Origin of the sequence: Nocardia sp. NBC_01327 (assembly GCF_035958815.1) — a bacterium.
Classification (GTDB): Bacteria; Actinomycetota; Actinomycetes; order Mycobacteriales; family Mycobacteriaceae; genus Nocardia.
On record NZ_CP108383.1, the window covers coordinates 5,803,360 to 5,818,924 of the forward strand.

Here is a 15,565-nt window from a genome sequence, read left to right on the forward strand (position 1 = left end):
TCTTCTCAGTCGAGCAGTGTGTCGCCGCGGACAGCATCGGCCGCGAGGTGATCGGGCAGAACACGCCCGAACAATTGCCGGGTGCGCTCGGCGGTGCCGATCACTCCCGTGGAGTCGCTGTAGGCGAAAATCGCCGAATGCCGCTGCACCGTCCCGCCGACCGGCGCGACGCGGTGCAGCGAAAAGCGCCCCTGGAACAGTTGCAGGTCGCCGGGGCGTAGCTCGAGGCTGCGGATCAGGTGCCCGCCGTGCCCGTCCAGCACCGCGCGCACATCCTCGAGATGCTCCGCGGCGCGCGAGCGAATATTGGGGCAGTACTCGAAGACCCCGCCGCTGTCGGGCCCCTGGGTGAGCATGCTGACGGTGAACTCGTTGGTGTCGAAGTGCCAGGGGTGCGACATGCCCGGAGCCACGACATTGAGGCAGAGCCCGGCCAGCGGATCGGTGTACTCGTGCAGTTCGTCGAGCCCGAAGCAGTCGGCGACGAAGCGCTGGAAGCGCGGGTCGGTGTACAGGCGATGGATCAGCGCGTCCCGGGGAATCAGATCCCTTGCCACGAAGGCGTTTCCGCGGCGCAGCACAATGCGGCCGGGATGGCCGTCGGGCAGGTCGGTATCCAGCGGAATGTTGTAGGCATTGACGTTCTCGACCGTGTAGTAGGCGTGCGGGGCCAGTGCCACGCCCTCCGTGCGCAGGGTCTCGACCTGTTCGGGCCGGATGAAGCCGCGCAGCACGGTGCAACCGTCGGCGGCCAGCTCCGCCCGCGCGGTGCGGACCGCCGCGGTCCACCCGTCGCTGCCGGGCGCATCCAGTGGATAGCGCGCGGTGTCCACACCGGGGACCGACGCGCCCGCACCCCCGGAGCCGTCCGTATCGCACACGTCTACCCCACCCCCTGTCGCAACCATGACGGACATTCTTGCCTCGAAACCAGACGACACGCCCGGGATGCATCGGGATTGTGAGTATTCACTTTTCCTGTGCACCAATAGTTTTCATGTGCCACCGACCGGTTGGGATTTCTCACACTTCGGATGCTCGACGGTAGCCGGAAAGGCGGCCACCGCGCGGTCGCGCCGCCGCCGAGAACACCTCTGCAAGCACGTTTTTCCTTGCACCCCAGGCGAATTCGCGCAGTTTGACAGCCCTCTGGACCCGGGTACACCGGTAGAGAGAGGACTGCGTTATGGACACCGCTCGCTCCTGGGACACCATCACCACCGCCCTGACCCGAATCTCGGGCCCGGGCAGGCGCGGCCGCGACTGGACCACCTACCTGTGCCCGGTGCACGAATCCGATGGCCGCCACCACCATCCGTCGCTCGGGGTCCTCTACAACCGCGGGCGTCGGCGGACCATCGTGAAATGCTTCGCGGGTTGTCCGGACGAGGCCGTGCTGAACCGGCTGGGCCTGCACATTCGGGACCTCTTCGACAATCCGCAGCCACCGTACGGACCGCGCCGTCACTCCCCCGCACCCGATGTGGCGCTCGCCGACCAGGCGCTACAGGCCGCCGGACTCCCCCTCGAAGTACACAAACGCGACCTCGGCCCCCGCACGGCCCGGCCGCGACGTCAGGCGACGTACATCTATCGCTGGCCCAACGGCCATCCCGCGGGCCGCATCATCCGCGTCCACATCGCCCATCGCGACGGCCACAGCAAAACGTTCTGGCAGGAGCGCTGCACCGACAATGGTTGGCAGCCAGGCGGATTCGACCACCTGCCCTTCCATCTGCCCGAGGTCCTCGCCGCCATTCGCGGTGCCCGCGATATCTACATCTGTGAAGGCGAAGCCGATGTTCTCACCGCCACCCACGCGGGCCTCACGGCCACCTGCAATGCGGGCGGCGCCCAAAGCTGGCACCCCGAACACGCCGCCTGGCTCACCGGTGCGCACCGAATCTGGATAGTCGCCGACCGTGACGCCCCCGGCTACCGGCACGCCGCCAAGGTCGCGCAGTCCCTCGTCGATCTGGTCGACGAGATTCGCATCGTCCAGGCCCGCGACGGCAAAGACCTCACCGACCACTGCAATGCGGGCCACCACATCACGGAACTGGACCCCGTCCCCCTCCTCGACGCCCACTATCGCTCGGACCCCTAACGATCCGCACCAAGATCACCAGGAAGCTATGGCGGCATCCCGCCACCAGACACCGCCACCAGTTCCTGGTCGAAACGCCCGCCGATCACCCGCGATGCGGCTAGTCCTGGATCGAGTCCAGCTGCGCTACCAGGGCTTTCGGCGCCACCATGCGGTATGCGTCCTGGACGATTTCGGCTATTTCCGTCCAGTCCACGGGCACATCCAGGTAGACGCCCAACCAGCCGCGATGGCCCACGTAGGGCGGGCGGAAGTAGCGCTCGGGTGCGGCGGCGACGAGTTCCTCCTGGGCGCCGGGCGGTGCGGCGCACCAGAATCCGAGCCGGTCGTCGTGGTGGTGATCGGCGAACATGACGAAGGTCTTCTTACCGCGCACGAACCACGTCGGCTCGCCGTGGCTGAGGCGTTCGGTCACCTCGGGCAGGGCCGAACACAGTGTGCGCAGGGACTCCAGCGGTTCACCCATGGTCGGAGGCTAGCCGATCGTGTCCGCCCGTTTCTTGGACGAATGGGAAGCGCCCGCAGGGGGCGGCGAGGCCGCCAGCGCCCGCTGATAGCGGTCGGTGATGGTGCGCAGGGCGGCCGCCAGCTCCGGCGAGTCGACGATCTCGAAGTCCGCGTCGAGCATGCCGAGGTGCAGCGCGAGTTGCTGCGGATTGTCCGAGCCGGGTTCGAAGGCGCACCGATCGTCGCCGAGGGGTTCGATATCGACCGGTATCGGGAGTCGTTGCCGCACATGGGATGCCGGGGCGTGCACCACCACCCGGGCGCGGAACCGCCATACCGCCTCTCCGACACCGCGTTCCACCCGGGCGACGATCTCCGGATCGGGCGGCAGGGCGCGCGGGGTGAAGCGGGGCCCGGCCGGGGTGCGCGGGCGGATCCGGTCGACTCGGAAGGTGCGCCAATCGTTCCAGTCGAGGTCCCAGGCGAGCAGATACCAGCGCTGGCGATTGCTGACCAGACGGTACGGCTGGACCGACCGGCTGCTCGCCGCACCGGTATGCGACAGATAGTCCAGCCGCAGCTGTTCGTGATCCCGGCAGGCCGAGGCGAGCACCGTGAGGATGTCCGGATCGACCAGCGGGCCGCGGGCCGGAACCGGCAGCGTGTGCTGGAAGGCGCTGACCCGGTGCCGCAGCCGCGAGGGCAGGATCTGCTGCAGTTTGGTCAGTGCGCGCAGGGATGTCTCCTCGATGCCGGCAATGGAAGTGGTTGCGGCGGTGCGCAATCCGATGGCCACCGCCACGGCCTCGTCATCATCGAGCAGCAGCGGCGGCAGCGATCCGCCCGCGCCGAGCCGATAGCCGCCGGCCACTCCCGGCCGGGCCTCGACCGGGTAGCCGAGTTCCCGCAGCCGGTCGATGTCATTGCGCACCGTGCGGGTGGTGACCCGCAGTCTCTCGGCCAGTTCGGCGCCGGTCCAGTCCCGCCGCGACTGCAAGAGCGACAGCAGGCGGAGCAGCCGGGCGGAGGTCTCCAACATTGCTCGATTTTAGCGCGCAATCGCGGAACGAACCTTTCCGCAATCGTTCCTAAAGTTGGTTCATACCCCGAAGGCCCCGCCTTCACGAGTGAACGGAAGACCCTGATGAGCACTGAGATTCGCCCCTTCCGCATCGATATCCCGCAGTCGGAACTGGATTACCTGCACGACCGGCTGGCCCATGCCCGGTGGGCCGCCGAACTGCCGGGCACCGGCTGGGAGCGCGGCATTCCGGTGCCGGAGCTGAAGGAGCTGGCCGAGTACTGGCGCACCGAATTCGATTGGCGGGCACAGGAAGCCGCGCTCAATGCCTTCCCGCAGTTCACCACCGAGATCGACGGGCAGCGAATCCACTTCCTGCATGTGCGATCGAGTCGCTCCGATGCCACCCCGCTGCTGATCACCCATGGTTTCCCGAGCTCGGTCGCGGAGTTCATGAAGCTCATCGCACCGCTGACCGAACCGGCCGAGGGCCGGGCCTTCCATATCGTGGCGGCGTCCATACCCGGATATGCCTTCTCCACCCCGCTCGCCGATACCGGCTGGTCGATGGCGCGGACCGCCCGCGCCTGGATCGAGCTCATGAGCCGGCTCGGTTATGAGCGGTACGGCGTGCACGGCGGCGATGTCGGCAGTGGAATCTCCGCCATGGTGGCCGGTTTCGATCCCGAGCATGTCCTGGGCATCCATGTGGTCACCGATCCCCTGACCGCCGCGAATGTCGCCACGTTCCTGCCCGGAATGGCCGAACGCCTCGATGCCGACGATCCGATCGACAAGGTCATCCTCACCCGCATGGATGCCTTCCGCCGTGAGGGTTCCGGCTATCTGGCCATCCAGAACTCCCGCCCGCAGACCATCGGCTACGGCCTGGTCGATTCGCCGCTGCTGCAATTGGCTTGGATCGCAGAGAAATTCGAGCAGTGGACGGATCTGCCGATCGACCGTGACCAGTTGCTCACCAATGTCAGTCTCTACTGGTTCACCGGCTCCGGCGCCACCGCCGCGCATTCGCTCTACGAGCAGTCGCATTCCACCGACTGGGGCGCACCGTCTTCCGCGCCCGCGGGTTTCGCGATCTTCGGCGCGGACGAGACGGTCTCCCGACTGGTCCCGCACACCGCGCAGGCGCACTGGACCGAGTTCGAGCGCGGCCTGCACTTCCCCGCCATGGAATCCCCGGCCGAGCTGGCCCGGGACCTGCGGGCATTCTTCGGCCCGCTGAGCTGATACCCGACCGGGCGCACCGGGCTGCCCAGCCCGGCGCGCGCCCGGATCTGCACTACGCTCGAACCCATCGCGCCGCGGCATTGCCGCCGCGGCAGCTCACCGCACCGCACTCCCCCCGCTCGGATGGATGTCCCGGAGGTTTGCCGATGATGAACCAGCTCACCGATGCAGCACAGGCAGTTCCGGCGGCCGCCGAACCGCCCATGCTGCTGCCCCTGCCGCCGGTCCCGTCATCGGGCCATATCTTCGATTTTCCGGGGCGCCTGGGCACCGTGGATATGGACGAGCATCAGGGCCTGCGCATCGACGGCATCGCCCGGCACATCCAGGACGCGGGCGTCGATCACCTCGTGCACTGCGGCGCCCTGGAATCGCATCCGCACTGGATCGTGCGCCGCACCGTCATCGACGTCCTCCGTCCCATCGCCTGGCCCGCGCAACTGCGTACCCGCCGCTGGTGTTCGGGCATCTCCCCGCGCTGGTGCACCATGCGCGTGCGCATCGACTCCGACAATGACGGATTGATCGAAACCGAGGGTTTCTGGATTCACATGAACAAAGAGACCATGAGCCCCTCCCGCGTGGACGATCGCTTCTTCGAGCTCATGTGCACCACCACCTCGAACCAGCGGCTGCGCTGGCAGCAGTGGCTCAACGATCCGCTTCCGGAATCGCCGGGGACGCTGTTCCCCCTGCGCCGCACCGACATAGATCATTTCCAGCACGTGACCAATACCGCCTACTGGCACGCCGTGCACGAATTCACCGCCGACGCCGCCGACCTCACCCGGTCGCCGCACCGCTACATACTCGAATACAACAAGCCCATCCGGTACGGCGACCCCATCGACATCCATACTCAGCGCACCGCGAATTCCCAAACCCTCTGGTTCACGAGCAACCAGGAAGTTCGGGCGGTAGCGCAACTGCGTACGCTGTAGAACGCGGTTATCGATCTAGATTCGACGAGTGCTCAGGGGTCGCTGGACAATTTGTTAGTGCAAGTGGTCGAACACTTGCGAATTCAGTTATAGCTCATCATCTTTCGGGTTGTCGACCGTATCATTGGCGCGGGGACGGCTACGGAAGGAAAATACTATGTCGCTGATACCCGGCGCCGGTGCTATCGGGCGCGGTTTCAATATTCTCGGCACCTACAGCACTCGTTCGCTGATGCCACAAATTGTGAATCTTGGTAATGACAGCGGGAGCTGGGAGTATCCACCCAGCGGGATCACCTATGCGGTGCCGGAGAACGCCACCCCCGTGGAGTACACCAACACCACCGGATCGTCATATGTATACAATACGATCGATCAGTTCCAGTCTCATTTCTCCCAGAAGGCCGGCGTTCAAACGTCTTACGGGGCGTTCAGTGCGCAGTTCGATGTGGCCTACAGTCAGACCATTAATACCGACCAGTCATATTATTATTGTATTTACGAATCCGATTTCACCGCTTGGGAACTCAATCTCAACCACACCTCCCAGCAGTGGCTGACGCCCGATTTCCGCGACGACCCGGATGTGCGCAACCTGCCGAACACCTTCACACCGCAGAACCAAGAGCAATTCTTCGCCTTGTTCCGCAAGTGGGGAACACATTTCGTGGGTCAGGTGGTGGTCGGCGGGAGCCTGGACTACTACGAGGCCGTGCAGACGATGTACTCCTCCAACCAAACGCAGGTCAGCGTCAATGTGCAGCTGGAGTACAAGGCCGTCTTCACCTCCACGAAGGCCGAATCACAAACGGAGTGGGAGGAACTCGGCAAGTCGTGGGCCGACAGCCGCCTGGTCACCGTGAACGCCACCGGCGGCGACAACTCCGTACTCAATGCCCTCAACCCCGGCTACGGCGATTCGGATGTCGGGATATTCGATCAATGGTCCTCGGCGGTGATGAAGAACCCGTCGGTGATCGAGTTCTCGTTGCGACCGCTCAATGTGCTCTTCTCCGGGGACCAGGCCGCCGCCGTGGCCGCGGCACTGGAGGCGTATACGAACGGCGCGATCCTGTCCTATGCCGCCACCGATTACACCCCGGGCGGTGCACCCGGCGGCGGCAATGTGAGCACCACGTGGGGCATCATCGCCAATGGCAATGTCGCGATTCCGATTCCGGCCGTGGAACCCCCGCCGCCGACCGTCGTCGGCCCGGGACAGGCGGCTCCGGTCGGCGGATTCCAGCTGGCGCTGTACGACCCGCTGACCTTCGAGCAGCTCATGGTGCATCTGTATTACCAGACGTACCTGCCGAATACGCTGACGCCGGATCCGTCGATCTACAACGCCATGATGGCCGATCTGAATGCGGTCCATCACACCGGATACGTGGCGGCGGTGAGCGGCTTCGGCATCGACCTGCTGAACTATCCCTCCCAGGATTTCTCGCATTGGCTGCTGAGTATCGGCGCCACCATGCAGGGGTGGAAGAAGTTCATCGGCTACAACAACAAGGGCGGTTCGGCCTGCTACATCGTGCTGGGCCGGCAGGGTGCGGCGCCGGGATTCGCGCTGGAAATCCTGCAGGCCGTCTATTCCCCCAATAGCTGGCTGGAGGAGCCCTATTACTTCAACATGGACGCCTCCGCCGTCGGCCTGACCTACGGCCGCACCGCGGCCACCGGCTCGAAGTCCCACGCCCTCGGCTCGCTGGCGCACCCGATCGAACCCGCGAAACCGCCGAAACACGAGGAGCGGCACCCGCACCGGCGCGACTAGCGCAGATCCGGTGGCACCCCGGCGAATCCGCCGGGGTGCCACCGGGCTCGCGTCACCGGGATGCTGGCAATAGGCTGGCGCGGTGATTCCCGGGCGGACAGTGGTCGACGGGCGCTTCGAATTGCTCGAACCGCTCGGCAGTGGCGGTATGGGCACGGTCTGGCGGGCCTACGACCTCGCCCTGCATCGTGAAGTGGCGCTCAAGGAGGTGCGCGCGGCCGATCCGGAGCGCGCGAGTTCGCCCGGCGTGCAACGGGAGCGGGTGCTGCGGGAGGCCCGCGCGCTGGCCCGCATCGGGCATCCGAATGTGGTCGCCATCCACCACATCGTGGATTCACCCGCCGAAGAGCATCCGTGGATCGTCATGGAGTTGGTGCGCGGCCGCACCCTCTCCGAGCAGATCGATATGGGCCCGATGCCGCCCGTCCAGGCCGCGTTCATCGGCCGCGGCATTCTCGCGGCCCTGCGCGCGGCGCACGCCGTCGGCGTCCTGCACCGCGATATCAAACCCGCGAATGTGCTGCTGCGCGAAGACGGTTCACCGGTGCTGACCGATTTCGGCATTGCCGCGATCAATGGCATGGAGGGGCTGACCTCCACCGGAAGCGTGGTCGGCTCCCTCGATTACGTGGCGCCGGAACGCCTGGGCGGCCAGGAGGGTCATCCCGCGTCCGATCTGTGGTCGCTGGGCCTGGTGCTGTACGTCGCGGTGGAGGGCTATCACCCGATGCGCCGCGACACCTCCGTCGGCACCCTCGCCGCCGTACTGCGGGGCGAAGTCCCCCCGCCCCGGCGCGCAGGCCCGCTGACCGCGGCGCTGCAGGCCATACTGGTGCCCGATCCGGGCCACCGGCCCACCGCCGAACAGGTGGATTGGCTACTCGCCCAGGCGATCTCCGCGCCGAGCTCACCATCCCTGCCGTACGTGCCGACAGCGTCGCCCCTCTCGTACGGCCCGGCGGCAACGTCCACACCGTTCACACCACCAGCGATCTCCGCGCCGTTCTCGCCGACAGCGACCTCGGCGCCCTTCGCGCCGACGGCCTCCGCACCGTTCCCGCCGACAGGTCCCTCCGCGCGGTTCGATCAGACGGCGCACGTGCGCGCGACCGATGCCCCGCCCGGCAAGCAGCGACGGTGGATCGCGGCCGGAATCGCGGCGGTCGCTGTCATCGCCCTGATTGTTGTTGCCGCCGTACTCCTTCAGCCGGACAAGAGCACCGATCAGGCGGGCCCCAGCCAACCGCCCGGCACCGCCGCGCATCCGGCCACCTCGCTACCGGCAGTTCCCGGAAAGCCCCCCACCACCACGGCCCCGGCAGCCACCACGGATCTGCTCACCCCGGCCGGGGTTCGCCAGTCGATCGCCGCCCTCGAACAGCTCACCGGCGGACAGCAATTTCTCGAGACGACTTTCTATCCGCAGTTCGTCAACACCAGCGCGCCGGTCAAGGATCGCCCGACCGTGTATGACGAATTCACCTTCCGTGACGGCGTCGCCACCCGCACCGGCCCCGGCGGCCAGCTCTCCGACAAATCGACCGTGGTGCTGAGCTCGATCAACTGGGATATCCTGCCCACCCTGCTGAGCACCGCGCAGAACAAACTCGGTGTCGCCAACCCCACCAGCCGCTACATAATCGTCGACCCCGCATGGACTTTCAACGACAACAAGCCGACGCTGCTGGTGTACTTCTCCGACGAGCACAACGGCGGCGGCTACCTCGCCGCCGACGTCGACGGCACCGTCGTCAGCGTCTACAACAGCAAATAGCAGACCGCGCCCATCGCTGCGGACGAATCCTCTGACCGGGCACTGATTTTCGGCCCGGCAACAATGTCAGCCGACCCGATGCCGATCGAGGACCAGCGCATGCAGATCGGCCGGGGTCAGACCGACCAGCGAATCACGGAAGGTCCGGCCGGGCGCGGGGGGAACGGCGATTTCGCAGGGAATGACCAGGACCGTGCACCCGGCGGCTTCGGCCGCCAGCGCACCGGTCGGCGAATCCTCGATGGCCACAGCATGTTCCGGTGCGACACCGAGCAGTTCGGCCGCGCGCAGGTACACATCGGGCGCGGGTTTGCCCTCCGGCACCTCGTCCGCGCAGACCGTGGCGTGGAAGTAGTCGCGGTCGAGGGTGTCCAGGCCGTATTCGGTGAGGGACCGCTTGGTATTGGTCACCAGCGCCATCGGAATCCCGGCCGCCTTCATGGTGGCCAGCGCATCGGCCGCGCCCGGTCGCCACGGCACCGGATCCTGGAACAGCTCGATCACGCGCCGCTCAATCCACTCGCCGGCCTCGGCGATGGCGGCGGGCGTGGGGTCCAGCCCCAATCCGGTGAACATGATGCGCATGGCATTGGGCCCCGAGGCCCCGATGAGCGCATGCCGCATCGCATCGTCCATCTCGTGGCCGAGCTCACCCGCCAGCTCCCGGACGGCAATATCCCAGAGCTTCTCCGAGTCCAGCAGCGTTCCGTCCATATCCCACAACACCGCGTCCAACCGCGTCACCGGAACACCGCTCCTCTTCTCACGTCCACTTTCAAGCGCTCACCACACGTGACGCGGTGCTCAGCGTATCGGGTCGGCCTCAGGTCCCGGACGCCGCGATGACCATTCCGCCGCCGGACGAATCGACCTGGACCCAGCGGCTTTCACTGGTGACCTGACCATTGCGCAGGGTGTAGGTCAGGTTGACCACCGCGCGGTTCGCACCGGTGGTCGTCACCCCGCCGACACTCACCGACGCGATACCGGCCCAGAACTGCGAGTAGGCGTTGAACCCGCCGGTCGAGGCCTGATAGCCGGGCGACAGCTTGGACCAGGCGGCGCTCACATTGCCCGGCAGCATCCCGTAGTAGCCCTGGACGAACGAGGCCACCGACGACGCCGACGGTACGGCGGCCGCTGCGGGCGGAGGCGGCGGAGTGGTCGGCGGCACCGTGGTCGTCGTGGCAGGTGCGGTGGTGGTACTCGGCCGCGCCGGCGTGGTGGTGCCGGGCGCGGCGGTGGTCGTCGGCGCGTGCGTGGCCTGTCCGGCCTGCCCACTGCTCTGACCGGATCCGGCATTGCCGCCGGTATCGCCGCTCTGGCCCGGGGCGACGGCGCCGCCCGAGGCATTACCGGTGGTCGGATTCACCGGCTCCACAGCGGTACTGGTCCCATTGGCGACCGGACTGTTCTCCCCGCTATTGCGGCTGACCGCCACCGTCACCAGCACGGCGATCACCACCGCCGCGACCACACCGAGGGCGATCAGCGCGATCTGGCGCCGATTGCCGTCCTGCCCAGCGAGTTTGGCGGCGAAGGCGCCCGCCGGCGGCACCGGCGTCCCGGGCGCGGTGGCACGCGCCGAGGGCTTGTCCTTGGCCATATCGATGTGCACGGTCTCATCGGTGGCATTGGCCGTCGACGCCTTCGCGCCGGAGGTGGAGATCACGGTGGTCGCCGCGGAATCGCCCGCCACCAGGGTATTCGTGGCCGCGGGCAGCACCTTGGTCTGCGGAATCAGCGCGGTCGCCCGCCCGTCCGCCACCGCCTGCAGTCGATCGGTCGCCTGCTCCATGGTCGGCCGGTCCACCGCATCGGCGGCCAGCAGATCCATGAGCACCGGTCCGAGCGCACCGGCATGGCGCGGTTCGGGCACCTGCGCCCGCACCACGGAATGCAGCAGGGCGAGCGGATTGTCGCCCTCACCGAACGGCGGCATACCCTCCACCGCCGCGTACAGCGTTGAGCCCAAGGCGAATACGTCCGAGGGCGGTTCCGGATTCTCACCGCGCGCCACCTCGGGCGCGAGATACGCGGGCGTGCCCGCGAGGAATCCGGTGGAGGTCACCGTGACATCGCCGACGGCACGCGAGATGCCGAAGTCGGTGATCTTCACCGTGCCGTCCTCGGCCACAAGGATATTGGCGGGCTTCACATCCCGGTGCACGATTCCGGCCTTGTGCGCGGCGGCCATGGCCGCCGCCACCTTGGCGCCGATGCGCGCGACCTCGGTGGGCGCGAGCGTTCCCTTCTCGCGCATGAGCGCCGCGAGACTGACCGCGTCCACGTACTCCATGACCAGCCACGGCTGGCCGTCCTCCTCCGCCACATCGAACACGGTGACGGCATTGGGATGGTGCAGCCGCGCCGCGATGCGCCCCTCCCGCATTGCGCGCATCTTGGCCTCGATCGCTTGGGACCGAGTCAATCCCGGTCCCAGCAGCAACTGCTTGACGGCCACCGTCCGCCGCAGCCGGACATCGGTCGCGCGCCACACGACCCCCATCGCACCGGTGCCGATCGGATCCGTTAGTCGGTACCGCCCCGCAATCAACCGGTCTGAAGTCATGTGGTTGTGCCCCTCCTGCTGGCTTTCGCGCCGAGCCACCCTGCAACGCTGCGCGACAAGCCCGAACCTCTACAAAATCTTAGGCGTTGAAGTACTTCGCCTCCGGGTGCAGAAGTACGAACGCGTCCGTCGACTGCTCCGGATGAAGCTGCAATTCCTCCGACAGCATCACTCCGATCCGGCCCGCGTCCAGCATGTCCACAAGTTTCGCGCGATCCTCCAGGTCGGGGCAGGCACCGTAGCCGAAGGAGTACCGTGCGCCACGGTATCCGAGTTTGAAGTATTCCTGCACATCGGAAGGATCCTGTTCGGCGACGGAATGTCCTTCCACCACAAGCTCTTCCCGGATGCGGCGGTGCCAGAACTCCGCGAGCGCCTCGGTGAGCTGCACACCGATGCCGTGCACCTCGAGATAGTCGCGGTAATTGTTCTGTGCGAACAGCTCATTGGCGAAATCGGCGATGGGCTGCCCCATGGTGACCAGCTGGAACGGCAGCACATCCACCTGACCGCGCGCTGCCGCGAGTTCGCGGGAGCGAATGAAGTCGGCGATGTTCAGGAACCGGTCGCGCTGCTGCCGCGGGAAAGTGAACCGATACCGTTCCGCTGCATCGGGTTTCGGCTCGGTGAGAACAATCACATCATCGCCCTCGGACACGGCCGGGAAGTAGCCGTAGACCACCGCGGCATGCTGGAGCACACCGTCGGCAATGAGCCGGTCCAGCCAGTAGCGCAGGCGCGGACGGCCTTCGGTCTCCACCAGATCCTCGTACGACGGCCCGTCGCCGGCCCGCTGACCCTTCAGACCCCACTGACCGAGGAACAGCGCCCGCTCGTCGAGCAGACCGGAGTACTCGCTCACCGACAGGCCCTTGATGACGCGGGTGCCCCAGAACGGCGGTGTCGGCACCGGCAGATCCGCAGCCACATCCGAGCGCTCGGGCACCACGATCGGCGTCTCTTTGGCCTTGCGCTCCTCGGCGATGCGCTTGGAACGCTCGTGCCGGGCCTTGCGCTCGGCGGCCTTCTCGCGTTCGGCGATCGCCTGCGGGCTGTTCGGATCGATGGCGCCGCCACGCTTGCGGGTCATGATCTCGTCCATGAGATTGAGGCCCTCGAAGGCGTCGCGCGCATAGTGCACATCGCCCTCGTAGACCTCGGTGAGATCGTTCTCCACATAGGAGCGCGTCAGCGCCGCGCCTCCCAGCAGCACCGGGAACTGCTGCGCCACACCCTTGGCATTGAGCTCGGCGAGATTCTCCTTCATGACGACGGTGGATTTCACCAGCAGGCCGGACATGCCGATGACATCGGCCTTCTTGTCCACCGCGGCATCCAGAATCGCCGAAATCGGCTGCTTGATACCGATATTCACGACTTCGTAGCCATTGTTGGACAGGATGATGTCCACCAGGTTCTTGCCGATATCGTGCACATCGCCCTTGACGGTGGCCAGCACGATGCGCCCCTTGCCGGCGTCGTCGGTGGACTCCATATGCGGTTCCAGATGCGCCACAGCGATTTTCATGACCTCGGCGGACTGCAGCACGAACGGCAGCTGCATCTGCCCGGAACCGAACAGCTCACCGACGGTCTTCATGCCCGAGAGCAGGGTGTCGTTGATGATCTGCAGCGGCGGGACCTCCTGCATGGCCTCGTCGAGGTCGGCCTCCAGACCATTGCGCTCACCGTCCACAATCCGGCGCGCGAGGCGTTCGAACAGTGGCAGCAACGCCATTTCCTCGGCGCGCGAGGCCTTGGACGAGGCCGCCGAGACGCCCTCGAACATGGCCATCAGTTCCTGCAGCGGGTCGTAATCCTCGCGGCGGCGGTCGTAGACCAGGTCCAGGGCGATCTCGCGCTGGTTCTCCGGAATACGGGCCATGGGCAGGATCTTCGACGCGTGCACGATCGCCGAATCCAGTCCGGCCTGCACACATTCGTGCATGAACACCGAATTGAGCACCTGCCGCGCGGCCGGATTCAGGCCGAAGGAGATATTCGAAAGACCCAGTGTGGTCTGCACATTCGGATGCCGCTGCTTGAGCAGGCGAATGGCCTCGATGGTCTCGAGGCCGTCCTTGCGGGACTCCTCCTGGCCGGTGCCCAGGGTGAAGGTCAGCGTATCGACAATGATGTCGGACTCGGCCAGGCCCCAGTTCTCGGTGATATCGGCGATGAGGCGCTCGGCGATGGCGACCTTGGTCTCGGCGGTGCGCGCCTGACCGGTCTCGTCGATGGTCAAAGCCACTACGGCCGCACCGTGTTCGGCGACCAGCGCCATGGTCTGCTGGAACCGCGACTCCGGCCCGGCGCCGTCCTCGTAGTTGACCGAGTTCACCGCGCAGCGGCCGCCGAGCTGCTCGAGCCCGGCCCGCAGCACCGGAAGTTCGGTGGAGTCCAACATGATCGGCAGCGTCGAGGCGGTGGACAGGCGAGCGGCGAGCTCGTTCATATCCTTCGCGCCGTCGCGGCCCACGTAGTCGACGCACAGGTCCAGCATGTGTGCGCCGTCGCGGATCTGGTCCTTGGCGATATCGAGGCACTTCTGCCAGTCCTCGGCCAGCATGGCATCGCGGAAGGCCTTGGAGCCGTTGGCATTCGTGCGCTCGCCGATCATCATGACCGAGGCGTCCTGCTCGAACGGCACGGCGCTGTAGATGGAGGACACGGCCGGCTCGTGCGAGGGCGTGCGCACCCCGGGGGTGACCTCGCGCACCGCGGCGCGCACCTGGCGAATGTGCTCGGGAGTGGTCCCGCAGCAGCCGCCGACCAGCGCCAGCCCGAACTCGGAGACGAAGCCGCTCAAGGCGATTGCGAGCTCCTCGGGCGAGAGCGGGTACTCCGCGCCCTTGGCGCCCAGCACCGGCAGACCGGCATTCGGCATCACCGAGACCGGCAGCTGCGCATGCTTGGACAGATGGCGCAGATGCTCGCTCATCTCGTCCGGGCCGGTGGCGCAGTTCAATCCGATCATGTCGATGCCGAGGTTCTCGAGCGCGGTGAGCGCCGCGCCGATCTCCGAACCGACCAGCATGGTGCCGGTGGTCTCCATGGTCACGTGCGTGATGATCGGAATCTTGCGGCCCGCACGCGCCATGGCGTGGTGGCTGCCGACGATCGCGGACTTCACCTGCAGCAGGTCCTGGCAGGTTTCGATGAGGATGGCGTCGGCGCCGCCGTCGAGCATGCCCAGGGCCGCCTCGGTATAGGCGTCGCGCAGTGTGGCGTACGGCGCATGACCGAGGGTCGGCAGCTTGGTGCCCGGACCCATGGAACCGAGCACGTACCGGGGAGTTCCGTCCTCGGTCGGTCCCATCTCGTCGGCGACCTCACGGGCGAGGCGGGTGCCGCGCTCGGACAGATCACGAATGCGATCGGAGATGTCGTAGTCGGCGAGGTTGGGCAGGTTGCACCCGAAGGTATTGGTCTCGACCGCGTCCGCGCCGGCCTCGTAATAGGCGCGGTGAATGCTTTTCAGCACGTCAGGGCGGGTTTCATTGAGAATCTCGTTACAACCCTCGAGGCCGCGGAAATCGTCCAGGGTCAGATCCGCGGCCTGCAACATGGTGCCCATCGCACCGTCGCCTATGACGACACGCCGACTGAGCGTGTCGAGTAGGGTGGTGTCGAACTCGGCGCGGGGGGACACAGACATGTACTCAAGAGTAGTGG

11 protein-coding genes are annotated in these 15,565 nt (G+C 66.5%); 5 read left to right on the forward strand and 6 right to left on the reverse strand.

The genetic code is table 11. From position 1 onward, the window contains the following. Window positions 1–5: 5 nt before the first annotated feature. The gene (locus OG326_RS26835; protein WP_327139894.1) at window positions 6–908 is read right to left on the reverse strand and encodes a HalD/BesD family halogenase; all 903 of its coding nucleotides are present in this window, start codon (window positions 906–908) and stop codon (window positions 6–8) included. Between the two features lie 278 nt (window positions 909–1,186). Between OG326_RS26835 and OG326_RS26840 the strand changes: the two genes are divergently transcribed. Beyond that, entirely contained in the window at window positions 1,187–2,107 is a 921-nt protein-coding gene (locus OG326_RS26840; RefSeq protein WP_327139895.1) for a toprim domain-containing protein, read from the forward strand. 100 nt (window positions 2,108–2,207) lie between these two features. Here the strand turns inward: OG326_RS26840 and OG326_RS26845 are convergent, their stop codons facing one another. Further along, window positions 2,208–2,573, reverse strand: coding sequence for an MmcQ/YjbR family DNA-binding protein (locus tag OG326_RS26845; protein ID WP_327139896.1), 366 nt, complete (start codon window positions 2,571–2,573; stop codon window positions 2,208–2,210). A 9-nt stretch (window positions 2,574–2,582) separates the two neighbouring features. Further along, the gene (locus tag OG326_RS26850; RefSeq protein WP_327139897.1) at window positions 2,583–3,593 is read right to left on the reverse strand and encodes a helix-turn-helix transcriptional regulator; all 1,011 of its coding nucleotides are present in this window, start codon (window positions 3,591–3,593) and stop codon (window positions 2,583–2,585) included. A gap of 105 nt (window positions 3,594–3,698) precedes the next feature. Here OG326_RS26850 and OG326_RS26855 point away from each other — a divergent pair, with 105 nt between their 5' ends. From OG326_RS26855 to OG326_RS26870, 4 genes are all read left to right on the forward strand, one after another. Continuing rightward, window positions 3,699–4,823, forward strand: a complete 1,125-nt coding sequence (locus OG326_RS26855; protein WP_327139898.1) for an epoxide hydrolase family protein — start codon at window positions 3,699–3,701, stop codon at window positions 4,821–4,823. 146 nt (window positions 4,824–4,969) lie between these two features. Further along, window positions 4,970–5,764, forward strand: a complete 795-nt coding sequence (locus tag OG326_RS26860) for an acyl-[acyl-carrier-protein] thioesterase (RefSeq protein ID WP_327139899.1) — start codon at window positions 4,970–4,972, stop codon at window positions 5,762–5,764. A 157-nt stretch (window positions 5,765–5,921) separates the two neighbouring features. After that, window positions 5,922–7,544, forward strand: coding sequence for an MAC/perforin domain-containing protein (locus OG326_RS26865; protein WP_327139900.1), 1,623 nt, complete (start codon window positions 5,922–5,924; stop codon window positions 7,542–7,544). Window positions 7,545–7,626: 82 nt separating this feature from the next. Continuing rightward, window positions 7,627–9,318 (forward strand): serine/threonine-protein kinase, encoded by a 1,692-nt coding sequence (locus OG326_RS26870; protein ID WP_327139901.1) that lies wholly within the window; start codon window positions 7,627–7,629, stop codon window positions 9,316–9,318. A 66-nt stretch (window positions 9,319–9,384) separates the two neighbouring features. Here the strand turns inward: OG326_RS26870 and OG326_RS26875 are convergent, their stop codons facing one another. The 3 genes from OG326_RS26875 to metH form a co-directional block, all read right to left on the reverse strand. Further along, window positions 9,385–10,062: an HAD family hydrolase gene (locus OG326_RS26875; protein WP_327139902.1), complete on the reverse strand. Its 678-nt coding sequence runs from the start codon at window positions 10,060–10,062 to the stop codon at window positions 9,385–9,387. A gap of 79 nt (window positions 10,063–10,141) precedes the next feature. Further along, entirely contained in the window at window positions 10,142–11,890 is a 1,749-nt protein-coding gene (locus OG326_RS26880; RefSeq protein WP_327139903.1) for a serine/threonine-protein kinase, read from the reverse strand. 79 nt (window positions 11,891–11,969) lie between these two features. Next, on the reverse strand, window positions 11,970–15,548 hold the full coding sequence (gene metH, locus OG326_RS26885) for a methionine synthase (RefSeq protein ID WP_327139904.1): 3,579 nt from the start codon (window positions 15,546–15,548) through the stop codon (window positions 11,970–11,972). Window positions 15,549–15,565 lie beyond the last annotated feature (17 nt).